The 25648-nt window shown below is 73.4% G+C and carries 25 protein-coding genes; 11 read left to right on the top strand and 14 right to left on the bottom strand.

Translation table 11 applies throughout. The features are described 5' to 3' along the window. Window positions 1–40: 40 nt before the first annotated feature. Window positions 41–2551 carry a Tex family protein gene (locus ACFVXG_RS29430; RefSeq protein ID WP_387931576.1) on the top strand — a complete coding sequence of 837 codons (2511 nt, stop codon included), beginning with the start codon at window positions 41–43 and terminating at the stop codon, window positions 2549–2551. Between the two features lie 60 nt (window positions 2552–2611). On the opposite strand, the gene ACFVXG_RS29435 is transcribed toward ACFVXG_RS29430, so the two are convergent. From ACFVXG_RS29435 to ACFVXG_RS29460, 6 genes are all read right to left on the bottom strand, one after another. After that, window positions 2612–3031 carry an SHOCT domain-containing protein gene (locus ACFVXG_RS29435; RefSeq protein WP_387931578.1) on the bottom strand — a complete coding sequence of 140 codons (420 nt, stop codon included), beginning with the start codon at window positions 3029–3031 and terminating at the stop codon, window positions 2612–2614. 77 nt (window positions 3032–3108) lie between these two features. Then, window positions 3109–3699 carry an NUDIX hydrolase gene (locus ACFVXG_RS29440; protein ID WP_387931580.1) on the bottom strand — a complete coding sequence of 197 codons (591 nt, stop codon included), beginning with the start codon at window positions 3697–3699 and terminating at the stop codon, window positions 3109–3111. Continuing rightward, on the bottom strand, window positions 3696–4853 hold the full coding sequence (locus ACFVXG_RS29445) for a type III polyketide synthase (RefSeq protein WP_387931582.1): 1158 nt from the start codon (window positions 4851–4853) through the stop codon (window positions 3696–3698). The genes ACFVXG_RS29440 and ACFVXG_RS29445 overlap by 4 nt, the downstream gene beginning before the upstream one ends. 49 nt (window positions 4854–4902) lie before the next feature. Next, entirely contained in the window at window positions 4903–6111 is a 1209-nt protein-coding gene (locus tag ACFVXG_RS29450; protein ID WP_387931584.1) for a cytochrome P450, read from the bottom strand. A 187-nt stretch (window positions 6112–6298) separates the two neighbouring features. Next, window positions 6299–7000: a response regulator gene (locus ACFVXG_RS29455; RefSeq protein WP_387931585.1), complete on the bottom strand. Its 702-nt coding sequence runs from the start codon at window positions 6998–7000 to the stop codon at window positions 6299–6301. 17 nt (window positions 7001–7017) lie between these two features. Further along, complete coding sequence (locus ACFVXG_RS29460) at window positions 7018–7872, bottom strand: sensor histidine kinase (protein ID WP_387931586.1); 855 nt, start codon at window positions 7870–7872, stop codon at window positions 7018–7020. A 140-nt stretch (window positions 7873–8012) separates the two neighbouring features. On the opposite strand from ACFVXG_RS29460, the gene ACFVXG_RS29465 reads away from it, so the two are divergent. From ACFVXG_RS29465 to ACFVXG_RS29480, 4 genes are all read left to right on the top strand, one after another. Continuing rightward, a complete protein-coding gene (locus tag ACFVXG_RS29465; protein ID WP_387931588.1) occupies window positions 8013–8738 on the top strand; it encodes an ABC transporter ATP-binding protein in 726 nt (241 codons plus the stop codon). Window positions 8739–8814: 76 nt separating this feature from the next. Beyond that, the gene (locus ACFVXG_RS29470) at window positions 8815–11124 is read left to right on the top strand and encodes an ABC transporter permease (RefSeq protein WP_387931590.1); all 2310 of its coding nucleotides are present in this window, start codon (window positions 8815–8817) and stop codon (window positions 11122–11124) included. A 109-nt stretch (window positions 11125–11233) separates the two neighbouring features. Continuing rightward, entirely contained in the window at window positions 11234–12169 is a 936-nt protein-coding gene (hemC, locus tag ACFVXG_RS29475) for a hydroxymethylbilane synthase (protein WP_387931593.1), read from the top strand. A 165-nt stretch (window positions 12170–12334) separates the two neighbouring features. Then, entirely contained in the window at window positions 12335–14278 is a 1944-nt protein-coding gene (locus ACFVXG_RS29480) for a serine/threonine-protein kinase (RefSeq protein WP_387931594.1), read from the top strand. 6 nt (window positions 14279–14284) lie between these two features. Here the strand turns inward: ACFVXG_RS29480 and ACFVXG_RS29485 are convergent, their stop codons facing one another. Beyond that, on the bottom strand, window positions 14285–14818 hold the full coding sequence (locus ACFVXG_RS29485; RefSeq protein WP_387931595.1) for a hypothetical protein: 534 nt from the start codon (window positions 14816–14818) through the stop codon (window positions 14285–14287). Window positions 14819–14872: 54 nt separating this feature from the next. Continuing rightward, window positions 14873–15406, bottom strand: a complete 534-nt coding sequence (locus ACFVXG_RS29490; RefSeq protein ID WP_387931596.1) for a helix-turn-helix domain-containing protein — start codon at window positions 15404–15406, stop codon at window positions 14873–14875. An 82-nt stretch (window positions 15407–15488) separates the two neighbouring features. Between ACFVXG_RS29490 and def the strand changes: the two genes are divergently transcribed. The 3 genes from def (at window position 15489) to ACFVXG_RS29505 (ending at window position 17340) form a co-directional block, all read left to right on the top strand. Beyond that, window positions 15489–16079: a peptide deformylase gene (gene def / locus ACFVXG_RS29495; protein WP_387931598.1), complete on the top strand. Its 591-nt coding sequence runs from the start codon at window positions 15489–15491 to the stop codon at window positions 16077–16079. Between the two features lie 26 nt (window positions 16080–16105). Next, window positions 16106–16747, top strand: a complete 642-nt coding sequence (locus tag ACFVXG_RS29500; RefSeq protein ID WP_387931600.1) for a class I SAM-dependent methyltransferase — start codon at window positions 16106–16108, stop codon at window positions 16745–16747. 74 nt (window positions 16748–16821) lie between these two features. Beyond that, window positions 16822–17340 carry a hypothetical protein gene (locus tag ACFVXG_RS29505; protein WP_387931601.1) on the top strand — a complete coding sequence of 173 codons (519 nt, stop codon included), beginning with the start codon at window positions 16822–16824 and terminating at the stop codon, window positions 17338–17340. A 100-nt stretch (window positions 17341–17440) separates the two neighbouring features. On the opposite strand, the gene ACFVXG_RS29510 is transcribed toward ACFVXG_RS29505, so the two are convergent. After that, window positions 17441–18460, bottom strand: coding sequence for a hypothetical protein (locus ACFVXG_RS29510; protein WP_387931603.1), 1020 nt, complete (start codon window positions 18458–18460; stop codon window positions 17441–17443). A 122-nt stretch (window positions 18461–18582) separates the two neighbouring features. On the opposite strand from ACFVXG_RS29510, the gene ACFVXG_RS29515 reads away from it, so the two are divergent. Further along, entirely contained in the window at window positions 18583–19173 is a 591-nt protein-coding gene (locus tag ACFVXG_RS29515; RefSeq protein ID WP_387931605.1) for a TetR/AcrR family transcriptional regulator, read from the top strand. Between the two features lie 53 nt (window positions 19174–19226). Here the strand turns inward: ACFVXG_RS29515 and ACFVXG_RS29520 are convergent, their stop codons facing one another. Beyond that, the gene (locus ACFVXG_RS29520; RefSeq protein ID WP_387931607.1) at window positions 19227–19826 is read right to left on the bottom strand and encodes a TetR/AcrR family transcriptional regulator; all 600 of its coding nucleotides are present in this window, start codon (window positions 19824–19826) and stop codon (window positions 19227–19229) included. Window positions 19827–19956: 130 nt separating this feature from the next. Between ACFVXG_RS29520 and ACFVXG_RS29525 the strand changes: the two genes are divergently transcribed. Both ACFVXG_RS29525 and ACFVXG_RS29530 read left to right on the top strand, forming a co-directional pair. Continuing rightward, window positions 19957–20700 carry an SDR family oxidoreductase gene (locus ACFVXG_RS29525; RefSeq protein WP_387931609.1) on the top strand — a complete coding sequence of 248 codons (744 nt, stop codon included), beginning with the start codon at window positions 19957–19959 and terminating at the stop codon, window positions 20698–20700. A 78-nt stretch (window positions 20701–20778) separates the two neighbouring features. After that, window positions 20779–21204, top strand: a complete 426-nt coding sequence (locus ACFVXG_RS29530) for a hypothetical protein (RefSeq protein ID WP_387931611.1) — start codon at window positions 20779–20781, stop codon at window positions 21202–21204. 20 nt (window positions 21205–21224) lie between these two features. Here ACFVXG_RS29530 and ACFVXG_RS29535 read toward each other — a convergent pair whose 3' ends face one another. The 4 genes from ACFVXG_RS29535 to ACFVXG_RS29550 form a co-directional block, all read right to left on the bottom strand. Beyond that, on the bottom strand, window positions 21225–22628 hold the full coding sequence (locus ACFVXG_RS29535) for an SDR family oxidoreductase (protein ID WP_387931612.1): 1404 nt from the start codon (window positions 22626–22628) through the stop codon (window positions 21225–21227). Between the two features lie 82 nt (window positions 22629–22710). After that, window positions 22711–23112, bottom strand: a complete 402-nt coding sequence (locus tag ACFVXG_RS29540) for a hypothetical protein (RefSeq protein WP_387931614.1) — start codon at window positions 23110–23112, stop codon at window positions 22711–22713. A gap of 166 nt (window positions 23113–23278) precedes the next feature. Next, window positions 23279–24778, bottom strand: coding sequence for a carbohydrate binding domain-containing protein (locus ACFVXG_RS29545; protein ID WP_387931616.1), 1500 nt, complete (start codon window positions 24776–24778; stop codon window positions 23279–23281). Between the two features lie 213 nt (window positions 24779–24991). Further along, window positions 24992–25606: a choice-of-anchor C family protein gene (locus ACFVXG_RS29550; protein WP_387931618.1), complete on the bottom strand. Its 615-nt coding sequence runs from the start codon at window positions 25604–25606 to the stop codon at window positions 24992–24994. Window positions 25607–25648: the final 42 nt, after the last annotated feature.

Here is a 25648-nt window from a genome sequence, read left to right on the forward strand (position 1 = left end):
GCGTACGGCGAAAGCACTGAAGGAGAAGGTGACCGGCTTCGTGACCACGCCAGTCGAACAGGTGGCCCGGCAGGCCCAGCAGGCGATCGAGCGCAAGATCGCCGAGGAACTGGGCGTTCGCGAGGGGCAGGTGACGTCCGCGGTCGAGTTGCTCGACGGCGGCGCGACCGTGCCGTTCGTGGCCCGCTACCGCAAGGAGGTCACCGGCTCGCTGGACGACGCCCAGCTGCGCACCCTGGAGGAGCGGCTGCGCTACCTGCGGGAACTGGAGGAGCGCCGGGCGGCCGTCCTGGAGTCGATCGACTCCCAGGGCAAGCTGGACGACGCGCTGCGCGCCCAGGTGCTGGCCGCCGACTCCAAGGCGCGGCTGGAGGACATCTACCTGCCGTTCAAGCCCAAGCGGCGCACCAAGGCGCAGATCGCCCGGGAGGCCGGGCTGGAGCCGCTGGCCGACACCCTGCTCGCCGACCCGGCGCAGGACCCGGCCGCGCTCGCCGCGCAGTACCTGAACGACTCGGTGGCGGACGGCGCCGCCGCGCTGGAGGGGGCCAGGGCGATCCTGGTCGAGCGCTTCGGCGAGGACGCCGACCTGGTCGGCTCGCTGCGCGAGCGGATGTGGACCCGCGGCCGGGTGGTCGCCAAGGTCCGGGACGGCAAGGAGGGCGACGGCGCCAAGTTCGCCGACTACTTCGACTTCTCCGAGCCGTACACCAAGCTCCCCTCGCACCGCATCCTGGCGATGCTGCGCGGCGAGAAGGAGGAGGTGCTGGACCTCGAACTCTCCCCCTACGACGGCGAGTCCGCGGGCGACCTGCCCGGCGAGAGCGACTACGAGCAGCGCATCGCCGCCCGCTTCGGCATCGCCGACCGCGGCCGCCCGGCCGACAAGTGGCTCGGCGACACGGTCCGTTGGGCCTGGCGCACCCGGGTCCTGGTGCGGCTCGGCATCGACCTGCGGTCCCGGCTGCGCGCCGAGGCCGAGGACGAGGCGGTCCGGGTCTTCGCCGCCAACCTGCGCGACCTGCTGCTGGCCGCCCCGGCCGGCACCCGCGCCACCATGGGCCTGGACCCGGGCTTCCGCACCGGCGTGAAGGTCGCCGTGGTGGACGCCACCGGCAAGGTGGTCGCGTACGAGACCATCTACCCGCACCAGCCCGCCAACAAGTGGGACGCGGCGCTGAACACCCTGGCCGCGCTGGCGAAGAAGCACGACGTCGACCTGGTGGCGATCGGCAACGGCACCGCCTCCCGGGAGACCGACAAGCTCGCCGAGGACCTGCTCAAGCGCCACCCCGAGCTGGGGCTCACCAAGGCGATGGTCAGCGAGGCCGGCGCCTCCGTGTACTCGGCCTCCGCCTTCGCCTCGCAGGAGCTGCCGGAGCTGGACGTGTCGATCCGCGGCGCGGTGTCGATCGCCCGCCGCCTCCAGGACCCGCTGGCCGAGCTGGTCAAGATCGACCCCAAGTCGATCGGCGTCGGCCAGTACCAGCACGACCTGAGCGAGGTGAAGCTCTCGCGCTCGCTGGACGCCGTGGTCGAGGACTGCGTCAACGCCGTCGGCGTGGACGTCAACACCGCCTCGGCGCCGCTGCTCACCCGGGTCTCCGGCATCACCGCCACGCTGGCCGACAACATCGTGGCGCACCGCGACGCCAACGGCCCGTTCCGCACCCGCCGGCAGCTCAAGGACGTCTCCCGGCTCGGCCCCAAGGCCTTCGAGCAGTGCGCGGGCTTCCTGCGCATCCCCGGCGGCGAGGACCCGCTGGACGCCTCCAGCGTGCACCCCGAGGCCTACCCGGTGGTCCGCCGCATCCTCGCCTCCACCGGCGGGGAGCTGCGCGAGCTGATCGGCAACGGGGAGCGGCTGCGGGCCCTGCGCCCGGCCGACTTCGCCGACGAGACCTTCGGCGTCCCGACCGTCACCGACATCCTCGGCGAGCTGGACAAGCCGGGCCGTGACCCGCGCCCGGCCTTCCGTACCGCGGTGTTCAAGGAGGGCGTCGACAAGATCGGCGACCTGGAGGTCGGCATGGTGCTGGAGGGCGTGGTCACCAATGTGGCCGCCTTCGGCGCCTTCGTCGACGTGGGCGTCCACCAGGACGGCCTGGTGCACGTCTCGGCGCTGTCCAGGAACTTCGTCAAGGACCCGCGCGAGGTGGTCAAGCCGGGCGACATCGTCAAGGTCCGGGTGCTCACGGTGGACGTGCCGCGCAAGCGGATCGGGCTGACCCTGCGGCTGGACGACGAGGTCGGCCGGGAGCGGGGCGGCGACCGCGGTGACCGGGGCGGCGACCGGGGCGGTGACCGGGGCGAGCGGCAGGCCCGTCCGCCGCGCCAGGAGCGCCGCGGCGGCGACCGCAGCGGCGACCGGGGCGCAGGTCAGGGCGCTCAGGGCGGCCGTGGCGGCCAGGACCGGCGTGGTGGCGGCTCCGGCTCCGGCGGCAATGCCCCGCTGGCCAACAGCGCCATGGCGGACGCGCTGCGCCGGGCCGGCCTGACCGGCGGCGGCGGCGAGGGCGGCGGAAAGGACCGGCGCTCCGGACGGCGCTGAGTCCGGACGGCGGCGGGGCCGGTGGACGACGCGTCCACCGGCCCCGCCGCGCGCGCGACCTCAGGCGAGCAGCTTCTCCTTGGCCCGCTGGTACTCCTCGTCGGAGATGAGGCCCTTGCCCTTGAGGTCCGCCAGCGCCGCCAGGTCGTCGACATGACTGCGAGCGCCGCCGCCCTCCGGCGCTGCGGCGTCCCTGATGTACGCCTTGACCGCAGCCTCGGTCTGCTGGGCCTGGGAGAGGTCCCGCTTGTGCATCGAGTCACCGCGGGCGATCAGGTAGGCGAGCACGCCGATCAGCGGCAGGAGGATCACCAGGACCAGCCAGCCCGCCTTGCCCCAGCCGCTCAGGTCGTGGCTGCGGAAGATGTCGGTGATGATCTTGAACAGCAGGAAGATCCAGAGGATCCAGAGGAACAGCTCCAGCATCGTCCAGAAGACGTTCAGCAGCGGGTAGTCCGCGGCCAGGTGAAAGGTGCCCATGGCCGAGAGATATCATTACAAATCGGACGCTGCTCCGCCCTGTTCGACTGTTCGGGTGATCCTCGCCTCCCGGCCCCTCAGCCCCGTCCGGCCCGTCGCCGCAGCTCCACCGCCAGGGCGATCAGCTCGCCCCACCAGGCGTCGTGCCCGGTGAGCAGCAGCCGCTGCGCCTCGGCGACCGGGACGGCCCGGACCTCGACCACCTGCTCGCCGTCCGCCGGGTTGGTCGGCGTGGAGTCCAGCTCGACCTCGCCCCAGCCCCACAGCCAGGCCTTGTCCGGGTGCGGCTGCCACGGCCGGTACGGCACCAGGTCCTCGGTGTGGCAGCGGTGCGCGCCCAGCCAGGCCGGCTCGCCGAGCAGCCGGGCGCCGGCCTCCTCGCGCAGCTCACGGGCCAGGCAGTCGACGACGGACTCGTCCTTCTCCCGGGTGCCGCCGGGCAGGAACCAGTGGTTCCGGTCGTCCCGGCAGAGCACCACGTCGCCGTCCGCGAACCCGACCAGGTGGATGTTGGTGACCAGCTCGTCCGGCGGCAGCACGGTGGAGAACTGCGCGTCGTAGCGGCCCCAGGCCCAGTACTGCGGCGCGTGCAACGCCGGGAACAGGGCGGCGAGTTCGGCGGCTCTGGCAGAGGTGTCGGTGTCGGTGCGGTCCGTGGTGTCGGTCATTCGGTGATCGTAGTGCCGGCCGGGAAACGGCGGGGGACGCCCTGGTGGACGAGGGCGATGTCGGAGGTGGAGATGGCGCGCGGCCGGCGGCGGCGCGTTTCGATCGGGGTGTCGACCCAACTGCCCAGGGAGATCTCGGCGGTGATGCCCGGTCCGAACCCGGCGATCAGGCCGGTGGTGCCCTCGGTGACCCCGCCGTCGGCGAACAGCCGGGCGAGGGCGTCGAAGACGACGGCGCTGGCGATGTTGCCGCGCTCGGTGAGGGTGGCCCGGCTGTAACGGAAGGTCGCGGGCTCCAGGTTGAGGAAGCGGCAGAGGTCGTCCAGGATGCGCGGGCCGCCGGCGTGCACGATGTAGAAGCCGAGCCCGGAGACGTCCCAGCCGTGCTGCCCGGCCAGGGTGCGCAGCGCGGGGGCGAGCATCTCCATGGTGCCGGGCACCCGCCGGTCCAGCTGGAAGTGGAAGCCGGTGTCCTTGACCCCGTAGGAGATCCAGCCCTCGGTGTCCGGGACGAGGTGGGAGCCGTTGCGTTCGATGTGCACCCCGCGGCCGCCCTGGCCGCGCATCACCACGGCGGCGATGGCGTCCCCGAACAGGCCGTTGGAGAGCAGCGAGCCGACGCCGAGGTCGCCGGGCTGGTAGCAGAGCGAGCAGAACTCGCAGGCGACGATCAGCACGTTGGCGCCCGGGTAGGCGCGGCAGAAGTCGTGGGCGCGGTTGACGGCGGCGCCGCCGGCCGCGCAGCCGAGCTGGGCGATCGGCACCTGGCGGGTGTCGGAGCGGAAGCCCATGCTGTTGATCAGCCAGGCGGTCATCGACGGCATCATGAAGCCGGTGCAGGACACGTAGATGATCAGGTCGATGTCCTGGGCGCCCAACTCGGCGTGTCCGAGGGCGCGTTCGACCACCTCGGGGACGCGGAGCTTGGCCTCCCGCTCGTACACCTGGTTGCGCAGGGTGAAGCCGGGGTGGGTGAGGGTCTGCTCGATCGGCTGGACGAGGTGCCTGGTCCGTACCCCGGTGTTCTCGATCAGCCGTAGGGCCAGGCCGAGTTGGGGGTGGCCGGCGTGCAGGGTGCGGGCCAGGTCGAGGGTCTCGTCGAGGGTGATGACGTGCTCGGGCACGGCGATGGCGGGGCGGCAGAGTGTGGCCATGGTGGTGTGGGTCTCCCCAGTGCGGGAACGGTGTGTCGAGGGGGAGTTGCTACCAGGCGACCGGCAGGGTCTGCGGGAAGCGCCAGATCGAGCCGGAGTTCCAGTCGAGTTCGGCCGGGTCGACGGCCAGTCGCAGCCGGGGGAAGCGGCGCAGCAGGGTGCCGATGGCGACCTGCAGCTCCATCAGGGCGAGGTGCGAGCCGAGGCAGCGGTGCTGGCCGTGGCCGAAGGCCATGTTGACGGGCCCGTCGGTGCGGTCGAGGCGCAGCTCGTCGGGGTGCTCGTAGGCCGCTGGGTCCCGGTTGGCGGTGAGGTAGGAGACGTGCACGGGCTCGCCGGCCCGGATCAGCACGCCGCCGAGCTCGACGTCCTCGGTGGCGATCCGGGCGATGCCGGGGCCCTGGCGGAACGGGATGAAGCGCAGCAGCTCCTCCAGGGCGCGGGGCAGCGCCTCGGGCTGGGCGCGCAGCTTCGCGAGCTGTTCGGGGTGGCTGAGCAGGGTGTAGCTGATGTTGCTCAGCTGGTAGGTGCTGGTGTCGTGGCCGGTGACCAGCAGGACCATCGCCATGACGGCCAGTTCGTCCGGGTCGAGCAGGTCCTCGCCGTCGCGGGCGGTGGCGAGCGCGCTGACCAAGTCCTCCCCGGGGTGGGCCCGGCGTTCGGCGGTGAGCGCGGTGAAGTAGGCGCGCAGGCCGGCCTTGGCCTCCTCCTGGCCCTCGCGGCTGCCGGGGCCCATCCGCATCATCGCGACCGCCCAGGCACGCAGCCGGTCGCGGTCCGGCGCGGGGATCTCCAGCAGTTCGCAGATGGTGTGGAGGGGGAGCCGGGCGGAGAGGAACTGCGCCAGGTCGGCGGGGGCGCCGTGCTCCTCCATCTCGTCGAGGAAGCCGTCGACGATGGCCTGCGTCCGGGGGCGCATCCGCTCGACCTGGCGGTTGGTGAAGCCCTGGGCGACCAGGCGGCGCAGCCGGTTGTGCTCGGGCGGGTCCATCAGGTTGATCGACTCGGCCTGGGCGATGGTGGCGGGCGTCATCCGCGGCAGGTCGCGCCCGATGCCCGCGGCGCGGCTGAACCGGCGGTCGGTGGTGACCAGCTTGACGTCCTCGTAGCGGGTGGCCAGCCAGGCCTCGCCCGCGCCGTACGGCAGTCGGATCCTGGCGATCGGGGCCTCGGTGAGCAGCCGCTTGAGGAGGGGGTCGAACTCCAGGCCGTCGGTGTGGTGGAAGGGGCAGTCCCACGCGGGGGTGGTGGTGGTCACGGGCCTGTCCAATGGTCTTCGTCCCTGCGGGTGATGCCGCCCGGACGGTTCTCTCTCGGCTCGGGCGCGGATACGCAGATGTTCCCCCATGGACTGGCAAAAATGTGAATCCTTCGAGCCGTTCCCCCTAATGAGTGAGATAGCTGATTGTCATGCGAATTATCGTGCGGTGGACGTGAATTGACGGTCAGTCGTTCGCGCCCGGTGCGACCAGTCCGGTCTCGTAGGCGAGCACCACGGCCTGGGCCCGGTCGCGCAGGTTCAACTTGGCGAAGATCCGGGCCACATGGGTCTTCACCGTCGACTCGCTGAGGGTCAGTTCGACCGCCAACTCGCCGTTGGACAGCCCGCGTCCGAGCAGGCCGAGCACCTCCACCTCGCGCGGGGTGAGCGGCGCGAGGTCGCGGTGCAGCCGCGGCGCCCCGGCGCCGCGCGCGGCCGGGTGCGGGGCGCCGGTCGCGAAGCGCTCCACCAGCCGACGGGTGATCGACGGGGCGAGCAGCGCGTCGCCGGTGTCCACCAGCCGTACGGCGGCGGCGAGATGGGCGGACGTGACGTCCTTGAGCAGGAAGCCGCTGGCCCCCGCGGACAGTGCCGCGTAGACGTAGTGGTCCAGGTCGAAGGTGGTCAGCATGATGACCCGGCAGCCGGGCACCGAGGCCAGGATCCGGCGGGCCGCCTCCAGGCCGTCCATGGTGGGCATCCGGATGTCCAGCAGGGCCACGTCGGGCCGGTGCAGGGTGGCGGCGGCCACCGCCTCGGCGCCGTCGCCGGCCTCGGCGACCACGTCGATGCCGCGCGCGGTGAGGATCATCCGGAAGCCGGTGCGGACCAGCTCCTGGTCGTCGGCGATCACCACCCGGGGGCGGCGCTGCTCATCGGGTTCCACGGTCCCCTCCAGGGAGTTCACGGCCGGTCCAGGGCGTTCACGGGTCGGTCCAGCGGGATGCGGGCGCGGACCCGGTAGCCGCCGCCGATCCGGCGCCGGGCGTCGAGGTCCCCGCCGTACACCGCGACCCGCTCGCGCAGGCCGAGCAGCCCGCGCCCGGCGCCGTCGGCCTGCCGGGGGGCCGGCGCGGGCGCGCCGGAGAGCACGCTCGGGCCGCTGTTCAGCACCTCCACCCGCAGGTAGTGGTCCGCGTACCGCACCGTCACCTCCGCCGTCACCCCGTCCCCGTGCTTGAGTGCGTTGGTCAGCGCCTCCTGGACGATCCGGTAGGCCGTCACGTCGATGCCGCCGGGCAGCGGCCGCGGCTCGCCGGAGACCCGCACCTCCACCGGCAGTCCGGCGAAGGCGAACCGGTCGATCAGCGGGCTCAGTCGGCTCAGGCTCGGCTGCGGCGCGAAGCCGTCCGGCTGCGACGGCTCCTCGCTGCCGTCCGCGGCCGGGGCGAGCAGGCCCAGCAGGTGCCGCAGCTCCGTCATCGCGTCCCGCCCGGCCGCCTCGACCGCGCCCATCGCGGCCGCCGCCTCCTCCGGCATGGTGGCCAGCACCTCGCGGGCGGCCCCGGCCTGCACCACCATCAGGCTCACGTTGTGGCTGACGATGTCGTGCAACTCGGCCGCGATCCGCACCCGTTCGGCGTCCACGGCGGCGCTCGCGGCGCTCTCCCGCTCGCGCTCCAGCAGCCAGCCGCGCTCGCCGATGGCCTCCCGGTAGCGCCGGCGCGCCCGTACCAGCGCGACGCCCAGCCAACCGGCGACCGCGCAGGCGGTGGCCGCCGTCGCGACCGCTATCCAGTCCGTCCCCGTTCCCCACACGAGGGCAAGCCTCCCAGGTCGGTTCATGATCCACGTCATCCGGGGGTGCCGCTCCCGTACATCCCGGGTACTACGGCCACCTGCGGTTACACCCGGGGTGGGACGTCCGGCCCGGGCCGCCGCCCCTACCGTCATCGACCATGAGCAACGACCACGACGGGACCACCCGCCACGACGAAGCGCCGTTCGTCGTCGAGCTGTCCGGGGTGCACAAGGAGTTCGGCGACGCCAAGGCGCTCGACGGTGTCGACCTGCGGATCCGCGCGGGTGAGGCGGTCGCCGTGATGGGCCCCTCGGGGTGCGGCAAGTCCACCCTGCTGAACATGGTGGCCGGGCTGGACCGGCCCAGCTCCGGCACCGTCCGGGTGCAGGGGCAGGACCTCGGCGGACTGAACGAGAACGGCCTGGCCCTCTTCCGCCGCCGCAACATCGGCATGATCTTCCAGTTCTTCAACCTGATCGACGACCTGCCGGCCCTCGACAACGTCGCCCTGGCCGCCCAACTCACCGGCACCAGCGCCAAGCAGGCGCGCCGCCGGGCGCTCGAGCTGCTGGACGAACTCGGCGTCGCGCACCGCAAGGACGTCTACCCGGCCACCCTCAGCGGCGGCGAGCGCCAGCGCGTCGCGGTGGCCCGCGCCCTGATGAACCGTCCGGCGCTGCTGCTCGCCGACGAGCCGACCGGCGCCCTGGACAGCCGCTCCGGCGAGCAGGTGATGGACCTGCTGATCGACCTCAACCAGATCGGGCAGACCCTGCTGATCGTCACCCACGACCCCAACCTGGCCACCCGCTGCGCCAGTCGGCTGGTCGAGGTCGCGGACGGCAAGGTGGCGCGCGAGCGGATGCTGGAGAGCCAGTCATGAGTCTCGTCATGAGCGAGCGAATCATCAAGAGGTGCGGGTTCCGCGAAGCGGCCGCCGAGCGCAGCGAGGTGGACGCATGAGTGGTGCGGTGTGGCGGGCCTCCCGGGCGGCCGTGAAGCGCCGCCGGGTGCAGACCATCGTGATCGGCCTGGTCGTCTTCTGCTCCACCGCGACGGTGCTGCTCGCGCTGGCCGTGATCAGCGCCGCCCGGGCCCCGTTCGACGCCGCCTTCGAGGGCGAGCGCGGCGCGCACGTCAGCGCCCTCTTCGACCCGGCCAAGGCCTCGGCGGAGCAACTGGCCGCCACCGCCCACCGGCCGGGTGTCGAGGCGGCGGCCGGGCCCTTCGACCAGGCCGTGGTGACCATCCCCACCGACTGGGTCGGCCACGCGCCGGGCCCGCTGACCCTGGTCGGCCGGCCCGACCCGGCGGCCGCGCCGGTGGACCGGGTGGAGGTGCTGACCGGCCGCTGGGCCACCGCACCCGGCGAGGTGGTCATCGACACCCCGGGCGGCGGGTCGGCGAAGTTCCTCGGCACGCCGATCACCACCAGCACCGGGCTGAAGCTCACCATCGTCGGCTTCGCCACCGACATGAGCCAGTCCTCCGGCGGCTGGGTCACCCCCGAGCAGGCGGCCGCCCTGCACCCCACCGGGCGGCAGATGCTCTACCGCTTCACCGACGCGGGCACCGAGCAGCAGCTCACCGCCTCGTTCGCCGGCGCCACCGAGGGCCTGCCCAAGGACGCCGTCGCCAGCGGGCAGTCCTACCTGGTGCTCAAGCAGGCCTTCTCGGCGGGCGCCGACGCCTTCCTGCCGCTGATGACGGTCTTCGGCGTGCTCGGCCTGATCGTCGCCGCGCTGATCGTCGGCAACGTGGTGAGCGGCGCGGTGGTCGCTGGCTACCGGCACATCGGGGTGCTCAAGTCGATCGGCTTCACCCCGCGCCAGGTGGTCACGGTCTACCTGACCATGGTCTCGGTGCCCGCCGTCGTCGGCACCGTCCTCGGCACGGCGGCCGGCTGGGTGGCCGCGTACCCGATCCTCCAGACCGCGTTCAACGGCATCGCGACCGGCACCGCCGTGATCGAGCCGGCCGGCTGGCTGCCCGTCGCCACCCTGGTCAGCGTCCCGCTGCTGGTCGCCCTCGCCGCGCTCGTCCCGGCCTCGCGGGCCCACCGGCTCTCCGCCGCCCAGGCCATCTCGGCCGGCAGCGCGCCGCGCACCGGGCGCGGCCTCAAGGTCCAGCGTTGGCTGGGCGGCACCCGGCTGCCGCGCGCCGTCAGCCTCGGCCTCGGCCAGCCCTTCGCCCGCCCGGCCCGCACCGCGTTGACCATGGCGGCGATCGTGCTCGGCGTCGTCACCGTGACCGTGACCACCGGGGTGAGCAGCACCCTGGCCAGGTCCATGGCCGCGCCGGACGGCAAGACCCACATCGACGTGCTGACCAGCGCCTTCTCGGAGAACAAGATCGCGCCCCGGCTGACCCAGGAGCAGACCGAGGCGATGCTGCACGCCACCCCCGGCGCCGACCAGGTCTCGGTCCGCGGCCTGGTCCGGGTCGGCCTGGTGGGCCAGCCCCAGCTGGTCTTCGCCAACTTCTACGGCGGCGACGCCATGGTCGACCACCGGCGGCTGAACGTGGTCGAGGGCCGCCCGGCCAGCGGGTTGGGCGAGATCGAGGCCGGGCCGGCCTTCCTGGACCAGCACGGCCTCAAGCTCGGCGACAAGGTCACCCTGCTGCTGGACGGGAAGCAGGCCACCGTCACCCTGGTCGGCCTGGAGGTCGAGGGCAACGCCAACGCGATCACCTCCAACGCCGCCACCCGGGCGCTGCTCACCCCCGACCCGCACGTGGTCGAGTACGACGTACGGCTCGCCGCCGGCGCCGACGTCAAGGCCTACCAGGACGCGGTCAACGCCGCCGACCCCAGCCTGTCCACCTCGGTGGTCACGCCGGGCTCGGTGGGACCGATCGTCGCGATCAAGACCTTCAGCACGGTCTTCACCGTCCTGTTGTCGGTGGTCGCCGCGCTCGGCGTCTTCAATACCCTGCTGCTCACCATCCGGGAGCGCCGCCGCGACCTCGGGATGCTGAAGTCGATCGGGATGACGCCCCGGCAGGTCGTCGCGATGACCGTCACCTCGGTGGCCTGGCAGGGCGTGGCCAGCGGGATCATCGGCATCCCGCTCGGGATCCTGGTGCACCGGCTGATCGTGGAGCACGTCCGGATCATCCACTTCACGGACGGCATGATCGACGTCTGGGGCGTCCCGCTGCTCACCGCCCTCGCCCTCGCGGGCGTGGCGATCGCCGTCCTCGGCGCGCTCGTCCCGGCCCGCTCGGCGGCCCGGCTGCCGATCGCCGAGGTGCTGCACAACGAGTGAAGTCCCGGGTGGGACGCGGCGGACGTCCAGCCGACGGTGGCGCTCCGCCGCTACGCCGAGCAGCTGACGTGAGGTCAGCCGAGGGTGTTCGAGCGCCTATCATCGCGCCATGGCCACCGCTGAGCTGATCCGCATCGTGTCCCGCTCCTCGCCCATGGCGCTCGCCCAGGTCGACCGGGTCCGCGCCGAACTCGCCGCACTGAACCCGGGGTTGCGCACCGAGGTGGTGCCGGTCACCACCTCGGGCGACCGCTGGACCGGGGACCTCGCCGCCCTCGGCGGCAAGGGCGCGTTCACCAAGGAGGTGGACGCCGCGCTGCTCGCCGGGGAGGCCGACGTCGCCGTGCACTGCCTCAAGGACGTGCCCGCCGACCGCCCGCTGCCCGCCGGTACCGTCTTCGCCGCCTACCTGCGCCGCGACGACATCCGCGACGCGCTCGTCCACCCCGGTGGCCTGACCCTGGCCGAACTCCCGCCCGGCACCCGGATCGGCACCTCCTCCGTCCGCCGGATCGCCCAACTCGCCGCCTCCCACCCGCACCTGGAGTGCGTGCCGATCCGCGGCAACGCCAACAGCCGGCTCGCCAAGCTGGCCGCCGGGGACGTCGACGCGCTGCTGCTCGCCGTCTCCGGGCTGGAGCGGATCGGCGAGCGGGCCCGGATCACCGAGGTCCTCCCGATCGAGGAGATGTGCCCGCCGATCGGCGCCGGGATCCTCGTGCTGCAGTGCCGCGAGGACGACGCGGCGACCATCGAGGCGGTCACCGGGCTCGGCCACCACGACACCTGGCGCGAGGCGGCGGCCGAGCGGATGTTCCTGCACGTGCTGCAGGGCCACTGCAACAGCCCGATCTCCGGCTTCGCCCGGGCCGAGGCGGACGGGCGGCTCTCGCTGCGCGGCCGGGTCTTCACCCCGGACGGCAAGCGGGTGCTGGACGCCCACGAGTGGGCCGGCGTGCTCAGCCCGGAGGACCTCGGCACCTCCGTCGCCCTGGCGCTCAAGCGGCAGGGGGCGCACGAGCTGATCTCCTCGATCCCGCACTGAGGTCCTGCGGGTCCCGCGGGTCCCGCGGGTTCTGCGGGCCCTGCGGCGGGGGCGGGGCCATCTCTTTGCCTTCGTGATCTGGCCCCGCAGGCGTGCTGCTGAGATGATTCCCCGTGCGGGGCCGAGCAACTGACGTGTACTCAACTGCCGTCGGCCCCACGGACCGTGGAACGTGGAACGCGCACGCCGGGGGTGGACGTGGAGGCGTTGAGACCCACCGACCCGACGACGGTCGGCGGCCGCTACCGGCTGCTGGCCCGGCTCGGCAGCGGTGGGATGGGGGTCGTGTACCTCGGGCGCTCGCCCGGCGGGCGGCTGGTCGCGGTCAAGTGCGTGCACTGGGACCTCGCCACCGACCCCCGCTTCCGGCTCCGCTTCACCCACGAGATGGAGGCCGCCCGGCGGGTCGGCGGCTTCCACACCGCCCAGGTGGTCGACGCCGACCCGGACGGCGACCCGCCCTGGCTGGTCACCGCCTACATCCCCGGCCCGTCCCTGGAGGCGGCCGTCGCCGCCCACGGCCCGCTGCCCGAACCCGTCCTACGGGTGCTCGGCGCCGGGCTGGCCGAGGCCCTGGCGGCGATCCACGCGGTCGGGCTGGTCCACCGCGACCTCAAGCCCTCCAACGTCCTGCTCAGCGACGACGGCCCGCGGGTCATCGACTTCGGCATCGCCCGCGCCCTCGACGGCGCCTCGATCACCCGTACCCAGACCGTCATCGGCACCCCCGGCTACATGGCCCCCGAACAGATCGCGGGCGAGCCGCTCAGCCCCGCCTGCGACCTGTTCAGCCTCGGCCGGGTGCTCTGCCACGCCGCCGGCGGCGCCCCGTACGGGCACGGCGGCGACCCGCAGGTGCTGCTCTACCGGATCCTGCACACCGAGCCCGACCTCAGCGAGGTGCCCGAGGCGCTGCGCCCGCTGGTCGCCGCCTGTCTGTCCCGCCGCCCCGAGGACCGGCCCACCCCCGCCCAGTTGGTGGAGCGGCTCGGGCCGCCCGGGTACGACGGGCCGACCGGCTCCTGGCTGCCGGAGGCGCTGCGGGTGCGGCCCGCCGTCCCGGAGGCGCCGCTGGTCGCGCCCGGCCCGGGCCCCGGGTCGGCGCCGCCCGGGCGGGTGCCGTCCACCCGGGTGCCGACCCTGCTGGGCGCGGACCCGTACGGCGCCGGCGGCTGGGCGCGCACCGAGCCCTCGGAGGCGGCGGCCCGGCGGCGCCGGGCGCGGCGGCTGCGGATCGTGCTGCCGAGCGCGCTGGCGCTGATCGCGGCCGCGGTGCTGGTGCCGGTGTACCTGCAGCACGACAAGGGCGGCGGCAGCGGGCTGGACAACGGCGGCTTCGTGGTCGCCAAGGACGACGGCGGCCCGCCGGACTGCGTGACCGGCGGATCCAGCGGCGCCTCCGGGGGCTCGGGAGGCTCGGGGGGTTCGGGCGGTCCCGGGGGCGACGCGAGCGCCAACCAGGGCCCGCCCGCCGCGGTGCCGAACGGCACCCCGCACGCCTCCGGACTGCTCACCCCGGCCGACCGGGACACCCTGACGCTGGGCCGCTCGCTGGTGCTCAGCTGGGACAAGGCCGGCGCGGTGACCAAGGTCTTCACCCGGCACGGCACCCAGCCCTGGCAGGCCTCCGGCTGGCTCACCTCCGCCGACTGCACCTTCAAGCCGACCGAGGCGGGCGTGTACCAGTGGGCCGTGGTCGGCGCCAACGCCTCCAGCGGCAGCATCGGCAGCGGCTGGAGCGCCACCCGCTACCTCAACGTGCAGACGGAGCAGGACCAGGCGACCACCAACCCGGTCAAGTCCGCCCCCTCGGCCCCCATCCCGGTCTTCCCGAAGGACCAGCAGGTGGTCCCGGTGGGCAAGCCGGTCGAGTTCGACTGGGCGACCGCCGGCACCACCTCCACGGTGAACATCCTGACGCCGGGCGCCACCGACTGGGACCACCGGCCCTGGCAGACCGCGCAGAGCATCACGTACACGCCGAAGCTGCCCGGCGTGTACATCTGGACCGTCTTCACCTCGGGGCCGGGCGACTGCACGGGCGGGCCGGCCACCGGCGGGGGCTGCGTCAGCGGGGGGAGCGAGCAGCGGTACCTGGTCGTCCAGTGACGGCGCTCAGCCCGCGGTGCGCGCCCGGGCCACCCGCCGGACCACCGGCCCCAGCGCCAGCCCCACCGCCGCCCCCAGGACGACCCCCTGCACGCCGTCCCAGACGTCCTGCACGTCGCAGGCCCGCCCGATCGACGGCACCGCGTACTGCACCGCCGACACCGCGAACGGCAGCACCGCCGCGCCCAGCAGCGCCACCACCGCCCGCCGCCTGGTCCCGGCCAGGGCGGCCGCGAAGCCGACCGGGGCGTAGGTCGCCAGCTTGAGCTCGATGTGCCGCACGTGCAGGAGCTGGTGCGGCGAACGGGGCCGCGCCCCCTCGACGGTGCAGTGCCGCACGGCGTCCGCAGACAGCCGGAACGCCTCCGGCAGCAGCGTCGCCACGACGACCCCGCCGAGGCCGAGCAGCAGCAGGAAGCCCACCACCCAATGGGCCCGGAGCAGCCGCCCCACCTGCCGGTTCAGCAGCGCCGCCGGTACCAGCGAGAGCAGCAGTCCGGGCCAGAACATCGGCATCCCGCCGAGTACCGCACTGATCACGCCTCAAACGGACGCACCGAACGTCCGTCCGGTTCTGGTGTCGGCCCGGCGGTCTCAGTGCCCTTCCAGCAGGGGGAAGAGCCGGGTGACGGCGGCGACCGGGCGGGCCCCGGCGGGCCGGGCGGCCGGGTCGGCCTCGCGGTCGCGGTAGCGGGCGAGGATCCCGCGCACCTCCGCGCCGACGGCGGCCAGTTCGGCCGGGGTCAGGTGGACGACGGCGCTGAACGCCTCGTCCTGCTGCCACTCGGCGGGGGCCTGGGTGCGGTGGGCGAGCCAGCGCCGGTGGCTCTCGTCCTCCAGGCCCCGGGCCAGTTCGCTGAACTCGTCCTCCTGGACGGGCGGTTCGGCCTGGGTTCCGGTCCGGGGGAGGCACCAGGGGCGGGCCCGGCCGTCGACGGCCGGGGCCTCCTCGATCAGCCCGTAGCGGGCGAGCTGCCGCAGGTGGAAGGAGCACAGACCGGAGCTGAGGCCGAGTCGGGCGGCCGCCTCGGTGGAGGTGAGGGTGCCGAGCTCGGCGAGCAGTTCCAGCAGGGCGGTGCGCACGGCGTGCTGGGGGAGGGCACCGGATCTGACGAGGTCTTCGGTCACTTTGCAAAGTCTGCTACTTTGCAAAGCTGACAGCAAGTCCATCGAACGAGTCCATGAACGAGTCCATCGAAGGGGAGCACCCGTGTCCGAGCTGCGCGAGCGTCCGACCGTCCTGCGGATCACCGAGGTGGGGGAGGCGATCCTCGGCCGCACCTGCCGCACGGCCGGCGAGGAGGACTTCGGCAGCCCGGAACTGGCCCGGCTCGTCGACGACATGTTCGCCACCATGTACGTCGCCGACGGCTGCGGCCTCGCCGCCAACCAGGTGGACGTGGACCTGCGGCTGTTCGTCTACGACTGCACGGACGAGGACGGCGTCCGGCACGTCGGACACGTGCTCAACCCGGTGGTCGAGGACCAGGAGCCCGGCCGCCGGCTGATCGAGGACGTCGAGGGCTGCCTGTCCGTACCCGGCGCCAACACCCGCCTCGCCCGCCCCGCCCGCGCCGTGGTGCACGGCGTCGACCAGCACGGCGAACCCGTGACGATCGAGGGCACCGGCTACTTCGCCCGCTGCCTCCAGCACGAGACCGACCACCTGAACGGGGGCCTCTACCTCGACCGGCTCTCCGCCCGCGACCGCAAGCGGATGATGAAGCAGACCGCCGACCGCCGCGAGAAGGTCTTCGCCGAGCGCGCCGCCAGGGCCGCCAAGGCCGCGAAGGCCGAATAGTGTGACGCGATGGCTAGTGTGACGCGATGACCGAACCCGCCCACCTCACCGCCGTCCGCGAGTCCTACGACACCGTCGCGGCCGACTACCTCCGCCGCGTCGTCCCGCCCGAGGGCATGGACCCGCTCTCGCGCGCGATGCTCGCCGCCTTCGCCGAGCTGGTCCGGGAAGCGGGCGGCGCCGAGGTCGCCGACCTCGGCTGCGGACCGGGGCGGGTGACCGCGTACCTGAACGGGCTGGGGCTCTCCGCCCACGGCGTCGACGTGTCGGGCGGGATGATCGCCCTCGCCCGCCGGGCGTACCCCCGACTGCGCTTCGCCGTCGGCCCGATGGCCGCCCTGGACGCCGCCGACGGCAGCCTCGGCGGCATCCTCGCCTGGTACTCCGTCCACCACACCCCGGAGTCCGAACTGCCCGCGCTGTTCGCGGAGTTCCACCGGGTGCTCGCCCCCGGCGGGCACCTGCTGCTGGGCGGGCACACCGGCGACGAGGAGTCCCGGCCGAGTTCGGCGTACGGGCACCCGGTGTCCTGGGCCTCCCACCTCGTCCCGGCCGGACGCCTGGTCGCGCTGCTGGGCGGGGCGGGGTTCACCGTCACCACCCGGCTGGAACAGGCCCGGCCGGAGCGCCCGGAGCGGGGGTACGTCAGCCTTCTGGCGCATGCGTAGATCGCCCTGCCGGGGGAGGGGGTTCGGCCGCGCGGTCGAGGTGGCGGCGGGGCGGCCGGGGCGAGGGTGGACCCATGCTGAAGAACATCCCCGTCGGTGACACCGAACGCCCCGTCCCCCGTTGGGCCTTGCGCCTGGCCAGGGCCCTCCCGTTGATCCTGCTGCCGCACTGCCTGTGGCGGCTGCCGTTCGCCTTCGACTTCCGGATGGGCACCGTGGATCCGGCCGCCGGCCCCTACGTCTGGTGGGCCACTCCGTACGTGTTCGGGCTGAGCCTGATCACCGAGGCGCTGGCGCTGCTCACCCTGGGCCTGGTCAGCGGCTGGGGCGAGGTGTTCCCGCGCTGGGTGCCGTTCCTGCGGGGGCGCCGGGTGCCGCCGCTCGGGCCGCTCATCGCGACGGTGCTGGGCGGGCTGGTGCTGTTCGGGCTCTTCGGCCTCCAACCGCTGGCCTGGGCCGGGGTGTTCGACGAGGTCGGGTTCAGCAACGGCTGGTGGGAGGCGCTGTGCCGGGTCTGCGTCAGCCCGGCCGCGCTCTGGGGGCCGATCACCATCGCCCTCGGCGTCGCCTACTACCGCCGTCGCACCGCTTGAACGCCCTGACGGCGCCTGCATCAGCGCCCGCGCGGGAAGTCGGACCGGCCGACTTCCCGCGCAGGCACGCGTGCGTCAGCGCGTCAATGAGTCAGGTACGTCAGTGCGTCCGGTAGTATTCGCCGACCGTGCTGAAGGCCTCCTTCGGCTCCCAGGGCAGGCCGGGGAACGCGTCGCCCGGGCGGTCCTCGTACACCTTGACGATGCCGTAACTGGCCAGGTCGAGGTCCTCGCGCGGATCGCCGTCCGGGCGGTGGACGAAGTCGTACAGCGCGAAGGTGAACACGAAGGCGGCGTCGATCCCGCCCGCGTCGAAGGCCGCCAGCAGCTCGCGGACGTACCCGGCCTGGGCGGGCTCGTCGCGCTCGTACCCGCCGTCGAGGCGCACCGGGCCGTCGGCGTCGTACTCGACGATCTCCAGGCCGAGCGCGCCCCGGTCGCCCGCGCCCCGGTAGGTGGCGGAGCCGAACTCGGTGATGGCGACCGGCTTGCCCTGGGTGGTCAGGTCGCGGACGCCGTCGGCGAAGCGGTCGGCGATCTCGGCGGAGCGGTACAGGTCCAGGGAGATCCGGTCGAAGGGCGTCCAGTCGACCCGCTCCAGCGGGACGGCGGCGTAGGTGAGCGGCCCGTCGAAGCGCGCGCGGACGGTGGCCACCGCCTCGCCGAGGAAGGCGTTGACCTTGCCGCTGACCGCCCCGAGGTGCTTCCGCACCTCCTCCGGCCGGGCGAGCAGCGCGACCCGCTCGTCCGTGGTGTCGCCGGGCAGGAAGCCCGGGTTCATCAGGCTCAGTTCGGCGCCGGCCACGAACACCACCTCGGCCCCGCTCCGCCGCAGCCGCTCCGCGCGCTCGGCGCAGTCGGCGAACAGCCGCAGCATCTCCTCGGTGGTCAGCTCCAGCGGGTACGGGGAGAACCAGACCTCCAGCCCGAGCGCGGCGGCGTACCCGGCGGCGAGCTCGATCCGGTCCGGGTCGCCGCCCATGATCCGGACGGCGGTGCAGTGCAGCTCGTCGCGGATGATCCGCAGCTCGCGCTCGACGACCTCCGGGTCGAACAGCTTGCGAGAGTACGATCCGTTCCTGATGAACCCGGTGTCGTAGCTTATTCCCTTGGCGCGCATGGTCTCCTGCCTTCGTGGAGGATCGGAAACTTACGGTACGGCAAGTACCGTAGTTGCCCTCGGGGTGGGATGGCAAGTAAGCATGGGGGCGGTACGGGCGGCAGCGAGGGCGGAGCGGGAGCATGGCCGGGCAGACGCGGCGGCGCGGGGCGGCGCTGGAGGAGGCGATCCTGGCGGCCGCGGTCGCGGAGCTCACCGAGTCCGGGTACGCCGGGCTGACCATGGACCGGGTCGCCGCCCGCGCGGGCACCAACAAGAACGCCATCTACCGGCGCTGGCCGAACCGCCTCGCCCTGGGCATCGCCGGCTACAAGCAGCTCGCCAAGGCCGCGCCGCTCCCCGACACCGGTGAACTGCGGGGCGACGCACTGGAGTTGCTGCGCCAGGCGAACCGGCACTGGAGCTCCCCGCTCGGCGGCGTGCTGCGCGACCTGCTGGCCGCCGCGGGCGGTGCGGGCGAGGTCCTGGCGCAGCTGCAGGACCAGTCCGGCGACGCCGCGGCCGCGCCCTGGCTCACCGTGCTCGGCCGGGCCGTCGCCCGCGGCGAGGCGGCGCCGGAGGTGCTGCACCCCCGGGTGGCGACGGTGGCGGTGGTGCTGCTGCGCAACGAGTTCGTCGTCCGGGGCGTGCCGAGCGCGCCCGACGACGTGCTGGTGGAGATCGTCGACGAGGTGTACCTGCCGCTGGTCCGGCGCCGGGGCGCACCCGGGTAGGGCGCGCCCGGTCCGTCGTCGCCGGTCCGTCGCCGTCGGACTGTCGTTGCCGGTCAGTCGTTGCCGGTGACCAGGGTGTCGGCGAGGCGGTCGGCGGCGGCCGCGTCCAGTGGGCCGTGGCCGAGCAGGAAGCGGTACCAGAACACCCCGTAGACCTGGTCCACGATCAGGTCCAGGTCGGCGTCGCCGGCCAGTTCGCCGCGCTCGCGGCCGCGGGCGAGGAGCTCGTGCAGCGCGCCGCGCCGGGTGGCGGTGAAGGTCTGCATCAGCTCGGCCAGGTGCGGGTCGCGGGCGGCCTCGCGGACGAGGGTGCGCAGCGCGGAAGCGGTGGTGCTCTGCTGGGCGGCGTCGAAGGTGGTCCCGATGAAGGCGCGCAGGTCGGTGCGCAGGGCGCCGGTGTCCGGGTGGTCGGCGACGTCCTGGTCGGCGCGGTCGGTGAGGGCGTTCAGTAGGACGGCGCCCTTGGAGGGCCACCAGCGGTAGACGGTCTGCTTGCCGACGCCGGCCGCGCGGGCGATGGCGTCGATGGTGACGGGCGTGCCGTCGGATTCGGCGAGCAGCTGCAGTGCCGCGTCCAGGATCGCCCGGTGGGCCTCCTCGTTGCGGCGGCGGCCGGTGTGCGGCCGGGCGGCCCGGGGGTCGGTCTCGTTCATGGGTGAGGTCCCTTTCTTCCTGCCCCCGGTCTTTCTGCTCCCACTTGACAAGACTAGCAGTCTCGACAAACATCATTACCGGAACCATGGGTCTCGATAAGTTCCTGAACGAGCCGGAAGGGCCAGAACCATGAGCACTGCAACGAACCTCTTCGCCGGACAGCGCGTCGTCGTGATGGGCGGCAGCTCGGGCATCGGCGAGGCGAGCGCCACCGCCTTCGCGGCCGACGGCGCCGAGGTCGTGGTCACCGGCCGCGACCGCGAGCGGCTGGACGCCGCCGTCGCCCAGATCGGCGGCAAGACCACCGGCCACCCGGTGGACGCGACCGACCCGGCCGCCGTCGCGGACTTCTTCGCCGGACTCGGCACCGTCGACCACCTGGTGGTCGCGGTCAGCGGCGCGGCCGGCAGCGGCCCGTTCGCCCAGCTCGACCTGGCCGACCTCGCCACCGGTTTCAACGCCAAGTTCTGGCCCCAGGTCCAGGTCGTGCAGGCGGCCCTGCCCCACCTGCGCGAGGACGGCTCGATCACCCTGATCACCGCCGCCTCGGCCCGCGCCGCCATCCCCGGCACCGCCGGACTGGCCGCTATCAACGGCGCCCTGGAGGCGATGGTCCCGCCGCTGGCCGTCGAGCTCGCCCCGCTGCGGGTCAACGCCGTCTCGCCCGGCGTCATCGACACCCCGTGGTGGGACCGCGTCCCCGCCGAGCAGCGCACCGCCCTCTTCGACGGACTGGCCGCCACCACCCCGGTCGGCCGGGTCGGCCGCCCCGAGGACGTCGCCCGGGCGATCCACATGCTCGCCGCCAACACCTTCGTCACCGGCGTGGTGTTCGACTGCACCGGCGGGGCCAACCTGCCGACCGGCCGCTGATCACCGCATGACGGCCCGGCCCGGCCGGGGGAGTACCCCGGCCGGGCCGACTCCGCAGGTCGGGCCTAGGGTTCGAACATGAACGTACCCGCACTGATCCCGATCCGGCACGAGCCGGACTGGCGCACGGACACCATCGGCCGCTGGCAGGGCGGCCAGTTCCTCGCCTCGGCCGTGTGGGCCGAGGGTCGGCCGTACGCCGTGCTGCACCGCTTCGACCCGGACGGCCGGCACCTGGAGTCGAGCATCCGGGCCGTCGGCACGGCGGCGGAGGCCCGTCGGCTGCTGGACGAGTGGCTGGATGCCCTGCCCGGGCGCGCGTACGGGGACATCGCGATCGCGCAGTTCTCCGTGGAGGTCGACGGTGTGCTCTTCGGCCTCGTCCTCGACGACGAGGAGGCCGACGAGGACGAGGCCGACGAGGAGGACGAGGGCCCCTGGGTGGAGCTCCGCCCTGACGGCCTCGGCTTCCACGCCCCCTGGGACGGCTGTTACGACACCTGAGCCGTCACCACCTCACCACGTCACCACTCGGCGACCCGGTAGTCCTTGAGGAACACCCCCGACACCGGGTGCCCGGCCTCGCCCCGCACGATCGGGTCGTAGACCCGGGCCGCGCCGTCCACGATGTCCAGCGGGGTGCGGAAGCCCCGGGCGGCGATCCGGGTCTTCTTGGGCGCCGGGTTCTCGTCGGTGATCCAGCCGGTGTCGACAGCGCACATGTGCACGCCCTGCGGGGCGAGTTCGGCGGCGCTGGTGCGGGTGAGCATGTTGAGCGCGGCCTTGGCCATGTTGGTGTGGGGGTGGCGCGCGGTCTTGTTGCGGACGGCGAACCGGCCCTCCACCGCCGTGACGTTGACGATGTAGCGGGCGGGGTGCGGCGAGGCGAGCAGCAGTGGCAGCAGCCGGTCGCAGAGCAGGGCCGGGGTCAGGGAGTTGACCAGCTGGGTCTCCAGCAGCTCCGCCGGGTCGAGCGAACCGAGCGTGGCGGACCAGGAGTTGGCGGGCGCGAGGTCGGGCAGCAGCCCGGCCTCGTCGGTGAGGTCCAGCAGGGGCCCGGCCCCGGACGGGAGTTGGCCCGCGATGGCGGTCGGCCGGAACCCGGGGGCGTGGGTGATCGCCCGGCGGTCGGCGCCCGGCAGGGGCGTGGACTCGCCCGCCGCCAGCAGGGCGTAGGACTCCGGCGGTCGGCGCAGGGTCTGGGCCGCGTTGTTGACCAGGATGTCCAGCGGTCGGCCGTCGGCGCGCAACTGCTCGGTCAGGCCGAGGACTTGGCGCGGGTCGCGGAGGTCGATGCCGACCACGGTCAGCCGCTCCAGCCACTGCCCGCTGCCCTCGGCGGCGCGGAAGCGGCGGACGGTGTCCTGCGGGAAGCGGCTGGTGACGATCAACTCGGCGCCGTCCCGGAGCAGCATCAGTGCGAGCTGGAAGCCGATCTTCACCCGTCCGCCGGTGAGCAGCGCCCGGCGCCCGCGCAGGTCGGTGGAGAGGTCGCGGCGGGCGGTGTTGTCGGCCGCGCAGTCCGGGCACAGCATGTGGTAGAAGCCGTCGACCCGGCGGTACGCCTGCTTGCAGACGTAGCACTTGCGCGGGACGAGCAGTTCGCCGACCGGCCCTCCCGCCGGGGCGAGCGGCGCGTCCTCGCGGCGCTGCCGGGCGCCGGTCGCGGTGGCGGCGAGCAGTTCGGCGTCGGCCTGCCGGACGGCGTCCTTGGTCTCCTGGCGGCGGCGCTTGCGGCTCTCCATCACGAAGGAGCTGAGCTGGCGCTCGGCGACCAGCCGGGTGCGGTCGTGAGAGGGGAGGCCGCGCAGCCGGCCCAGGGTGCGGCTGAAGGCGCTGAGTTCCTCGGGGGTGAGGCCTGCCGCGCACGCGGCTTCGCTGGTCGCGGTGTTGGTGGTCAGCTGTTTGTGGTCGTCCCGGACCGTCATGTCCGCCCCCTCGTTCCGTACAGGTGGGAGGGACTGTAGTTGACGGTCCGGGAGGATGAGATGCCAATTATTCCGTGGGGCCTCAGCCGCAGTCGGAGGTGAGCGAGCCGACCCGGCGGCCGTCGAGCTCGTGCCTGCCGATGCCGACGAGCTCCTGCTCGTCCCCGCCGAAGTGGGGCTCGTCGTTGAGGCGGATGATGCAACCGAAGTCGTCCGGGAGCGGGTTGACGGCGGAGAGCGGGTGGATCGGCGGCTCGATGTCGTCCAGCTCGCGCAGCTGGAAGCCGCTCTTGGTGATGTGGGCGTCCTCGTCGAGCAGGATGCGGCCGGTCTGGTGCGGGCCCTCGAAGAGGCAGAGGTGGCCCTTGGCGCAGTGGGCGGCCGCGGGGGCGGCCGGGTCCGCGTGGACGGCGGGGGCGGTCGCGGTGGCGAGGCCGAGGGCGGCGGCGGAGGCGAGGGCGACGCGGAACAGGCGGTGGCGCACGGGGGCTCCCAAACACGAGGCGGTGACCGACGGTGTCGTCGGCGTCACCGCATGTTAGAAGGTTCCCGGGCGAACGGTCGGCGCCACGCGCGGGTTTCGGACACCGGGGAACGGTTCGGGGTGCCGGCGGCCCCCCGGCCCACCGGCACCCCGAACCGTCGTACCGTCAGCCCGCGTACCGGCCGAAGATCTTCGCGAACTCGTACGGCTGCTGCGGGATGTTGGTGCACTTGGCCAGCGAGCCGCCGGTGCAGGCGTTGGCGTCCCGGGTGGCGTCCCAGAAGGCGAGCAGGCCGAGGTGGTTCTGCTGGGCGAAGGTCACCAACTGCTGGGCGGCGGCCTGGTTGTAGATCTGGTGGTCGTCGTTCTCGCCGATCATCGGGGTGACCCCGACCATGGCCCACAGCTGGGCGTCGGTCTTCGCCGGGTAGAGCGACTTGAGCTGGCCGAAGGTCGCCTGTGCGGCCTGGACGGCGGCGTTGCCGTAGTCGCTGCCGGAGCGGTAGTAGTCCATCGCCATGATGTTGACCAGGTCGAGGTTGACCCCGGCGTCCCGGGCGGACTTGACGATGGCGACGCCCTCGCTGGTCAGGCCCTCGGGCAGGACGGGCAGGGTGAGCGAGACCTTGAGGCCGGGGTGGGCCTGCTGGAGCTTGGCGAGCGCGGCGGAGCGGCGGTCGTTGGAGGCGGTGTCGGCGATCGCCGCGCCCTCGACGTCGTAGTCGACGTAGCGCAGGTTGTAGGCGTTGACCACCGCGTCGTACTCGTTGAACAGCGAGTCCACCGAGGTGCAGGCGGCGGCGAGTTCGGTGCCGCTGGCGCCGCCGAAGGAGAGCTTGACGTCGCCGCCGGCCGCGCGCAGCGCGTCGACCTGGTCCTTGGCCCAACCGCTGCGCGGGTCATAGGCGTTGAACCAGCTGGCCTTGCAGCCGACGCCGGTGACGAAGCCCATGGTGTAGCCCTTGACGGCGTCGGCCTTGGCCATGTCGGGCATGGACGGGGTGGGCCAGGCGCCCATGTCGATGTACGGGGCGACGGGGAGGGCGACGTTCGGCGGCGGGGTGGTCGGGCCGCCGGTGGGGGTGGAGGTCGGGCTGCCGGTCGGCGGGGTGGTCGGGCCGCCGCCGCCGGGGCCGGTGAGCGTGACGTCGTCGGCGAGGTAGGCGCCCTGCCCGTACCAGCCGTGCAGGTAGACGTTGACGCTGGTGGTGCTCGGCCCGGTGGTGAAACTGGCCGACAGCTGCTGCCAGTTGGCGCCGCCGGGGGTCCACACGGCGGGGTCGGTGACGCCGCTGCCGGTGGCGCCGAGGTAGACGTACTGGCCCTGCACCCAGGCGCTGAGGGTGTAGGTGGTGTTGGGCTGGACGCTCACGGTCTGGCCGCACTGGGCGGTGTCGCTCGCGCTCGCCGCGCCCTTGAGCGCGTAGCTGCCGCTGTGCGCGCCCGAGTTGACGATGCTGCCGGTGCCGGCGGAACAGCTCCACGGGTCGAGCGTGCCGCTCTCGAAGCCGCCGTTGGCGAGCAGGTCGGCGTCGGCCGCGCCGGCGTTCCCGGCGAGGGTGGCGAGGCCGCCGGCCGCGAGCACGGTGGCGGCGGCGAGGCTGAGCAGTTTGGTCCGGCCGGCGGGACGGCGGTGGGTGGGGGCGTGCTGGGGCGCGCTGGGCATGGGGGTGCCTCTCGGGACGTGGGGCCGCCCGCGCCGCGAAGGGGGGAGACGCGGGCGGGCGGCAGCATGGGGGCTGGTCCGGTGCGGGAGGAGCGCGGTGCTGAGGATCAAACTGGACTAGACCAGCTGTGCACGTCAAGCACTTCCCGGCTTCCGGAAGCCTTCCGAGGGCAGTTTTAGGGAGGGTTTAAGGACGGCCCGGCGGTCGGTCGGTCAGCCGCCGCAGCAGGACTTGCACTCCTTCACCCGGACGTCGTCGAGCACCGGCCCGAAGGGGCCGCGCACGGTGCTCTCGAAGGTCAGCGTGGTCGAGGAGTTGTACGCGACGAAGCTGAACTGCCGTCCGACGTAGCCCATGGCGGCGCGGGTCTTGCCGGTGACGTCGAAGGAGAAGTCCTGGAAGTCCTGTCCGTCGATCAGCACCCGGCCGGTCCGCAGGGCGGGCCCGCCGCCGGGGTTGCCGGCCAGCGCGTAGCTCACCGAGTAGGTGGCGCCGGGGGTCGTGGTGAAGGTCTGGGCGATGGTGCCGCTGTCGGCACCGTTGAGGTCCACCGACTGGTCGCCCTCGGCGGCCTGCCAGAAGCCCGCGCCGATCAGGTCGACGCTGCCGCTGGTGACCTGCCACGGGCCGATGCTCTGGCCGGCGACCGGCTCGGTGAAGCTGTTCGCCGGGACCTTGGGGGACTCGAAGCTGCCGTCGTCGAAGTGGCTGAACGTGCGCTTCCCGCCGGCCGCCTGGGCCGGGGCGGCGAGACTGGTGGTGGCCAGGGCGGTGGCGGCGGTGACGGCCAGGGCGAGCGCGGCGGCGCGGGTGCGCGAGAGCGACATGGGTTCCTCCCCGAGGTGGGCGACGGTGGGCGACGTCCTCGG

The sequence above is a fragment of the Kitasatospora sp. NPDC058162 genome (assembly GCF_042884005.1).
In the GTDB taxonomy this organism is placed as follows: Bacteria; Actinomycetota; Actinomycetes; order Streptomycetales; family Streptomycetaceae; genus Kitasatospora.

Coding starts and splice junctions, on each gene's coding strand:
- ACFVXG_RS29505 (WP_387931601.1), top strand. CDS start 16,822: ATGCTGAAGAACATCCCCGTCGGTGACACCGAACGCCCCGTCCCCCGT.
- ACFVXG_RS29465 (WP_387931588.1), top strand. CDS start 8,013: ATGAGCAACGACCACGACGGGACCACCCGCCACGACGAAGCGCCGTTC.
- hemC (WP_387931593.1), top strand. CDS start 11,234: ATGGCCACCGCTGAGCTGATCCGCATCGTGTCCCGCTCCTCGCCCATG.
- ACFVXG_RS29435 (WP_387931578.1), bottom strand. CDS start 3,031: ATGGGCACCTTTCACCTGGCCGCGGACTACCCGCTGCTGAACGTCTTC.
- ACFVXG_RS29510 (WP_387931603.1), bottom strand. CDS start 18,460: ATGCGCGCCAAGGGAATAAGCTACGACACCGGGTTCATCAGGAACGGA.
- ACFVXG_RS29520 (WP_387931607.1), bottom strand. CDS start 19,826: ATGAACGAGACCGACCCCCGGGCCGCCCGGCCGCACACCGGCCGCCGC.
- ACFVXG_RS29445 (WP_387931582.1), bottom strand. CDS start 4,853: ATGGCCACACTCTGCCGCCCCGCCATCGCCGTGCCCGAGCACGTCATC.
- ACFVXG_RS29525 (WP_387931609.1), top strand. CDS start 19,957: ATGAGCACTGCAACGAACCTCTTCGCCGGACAGCGCGTCGTCGTGATG.
- ACFVXG_RS29535 (WP_387931612.1), bottom strand. CDS start 22,628: ATGACGGTCCGGGACGACCACAAACAGCTGACCACCAACACCGCGACC.
- ACFVXG_RS29545 (WP_387931616.1), bottom strand. CDS start 24,778: ATGCCCAGCGCGCCCCAGCACGCCCCCACCCACCGCCGTCCCGCCGGC.
- ACFVXG_RS29500 (WP_387931600.1), top strand. CDS start 16,106: ATGACCGAACCCGCCCACCTCACCGCCGTCCGCGAGTCCTACGACACC.
- ACFVXG_RS29470 (WP_387931590.1), top strand. CDS start 8,815: ATGAGTGGTGCGGTGTGGCGGGCCTCCCGGGCGGCCGTGAAGCGCCGC.
- ACFVXG_RS29530 (WP_387931611.1), top strand. CDS start 20,779: ATGAACGTACCCGCACTGATCCCGATCCGGCACGAGCCGGACTGGCGC.
- ACFVXG_RS29515 (WP_387931605.1), top strand. CDS start 18,583: ATGGCCGGGCAGACGCGGCGGCGCGGGGCGGCGCTGGAGGAGGCGATC.
- ACFVXG_RS29440 (WP_387931580.1), bottom strand. CDS start 3,699: ATGACCGACACCACGGACCGCACCGACACCGACACCTCTGCCAGAGCC.
- ACFVXG_RS29550 (WP_387931618.1), bottom strand. CDS start 25,606: ATGTCGCTCTCGCGCACCCGCGCCGCCGCGCTCGCCCTGGCCGTCACC.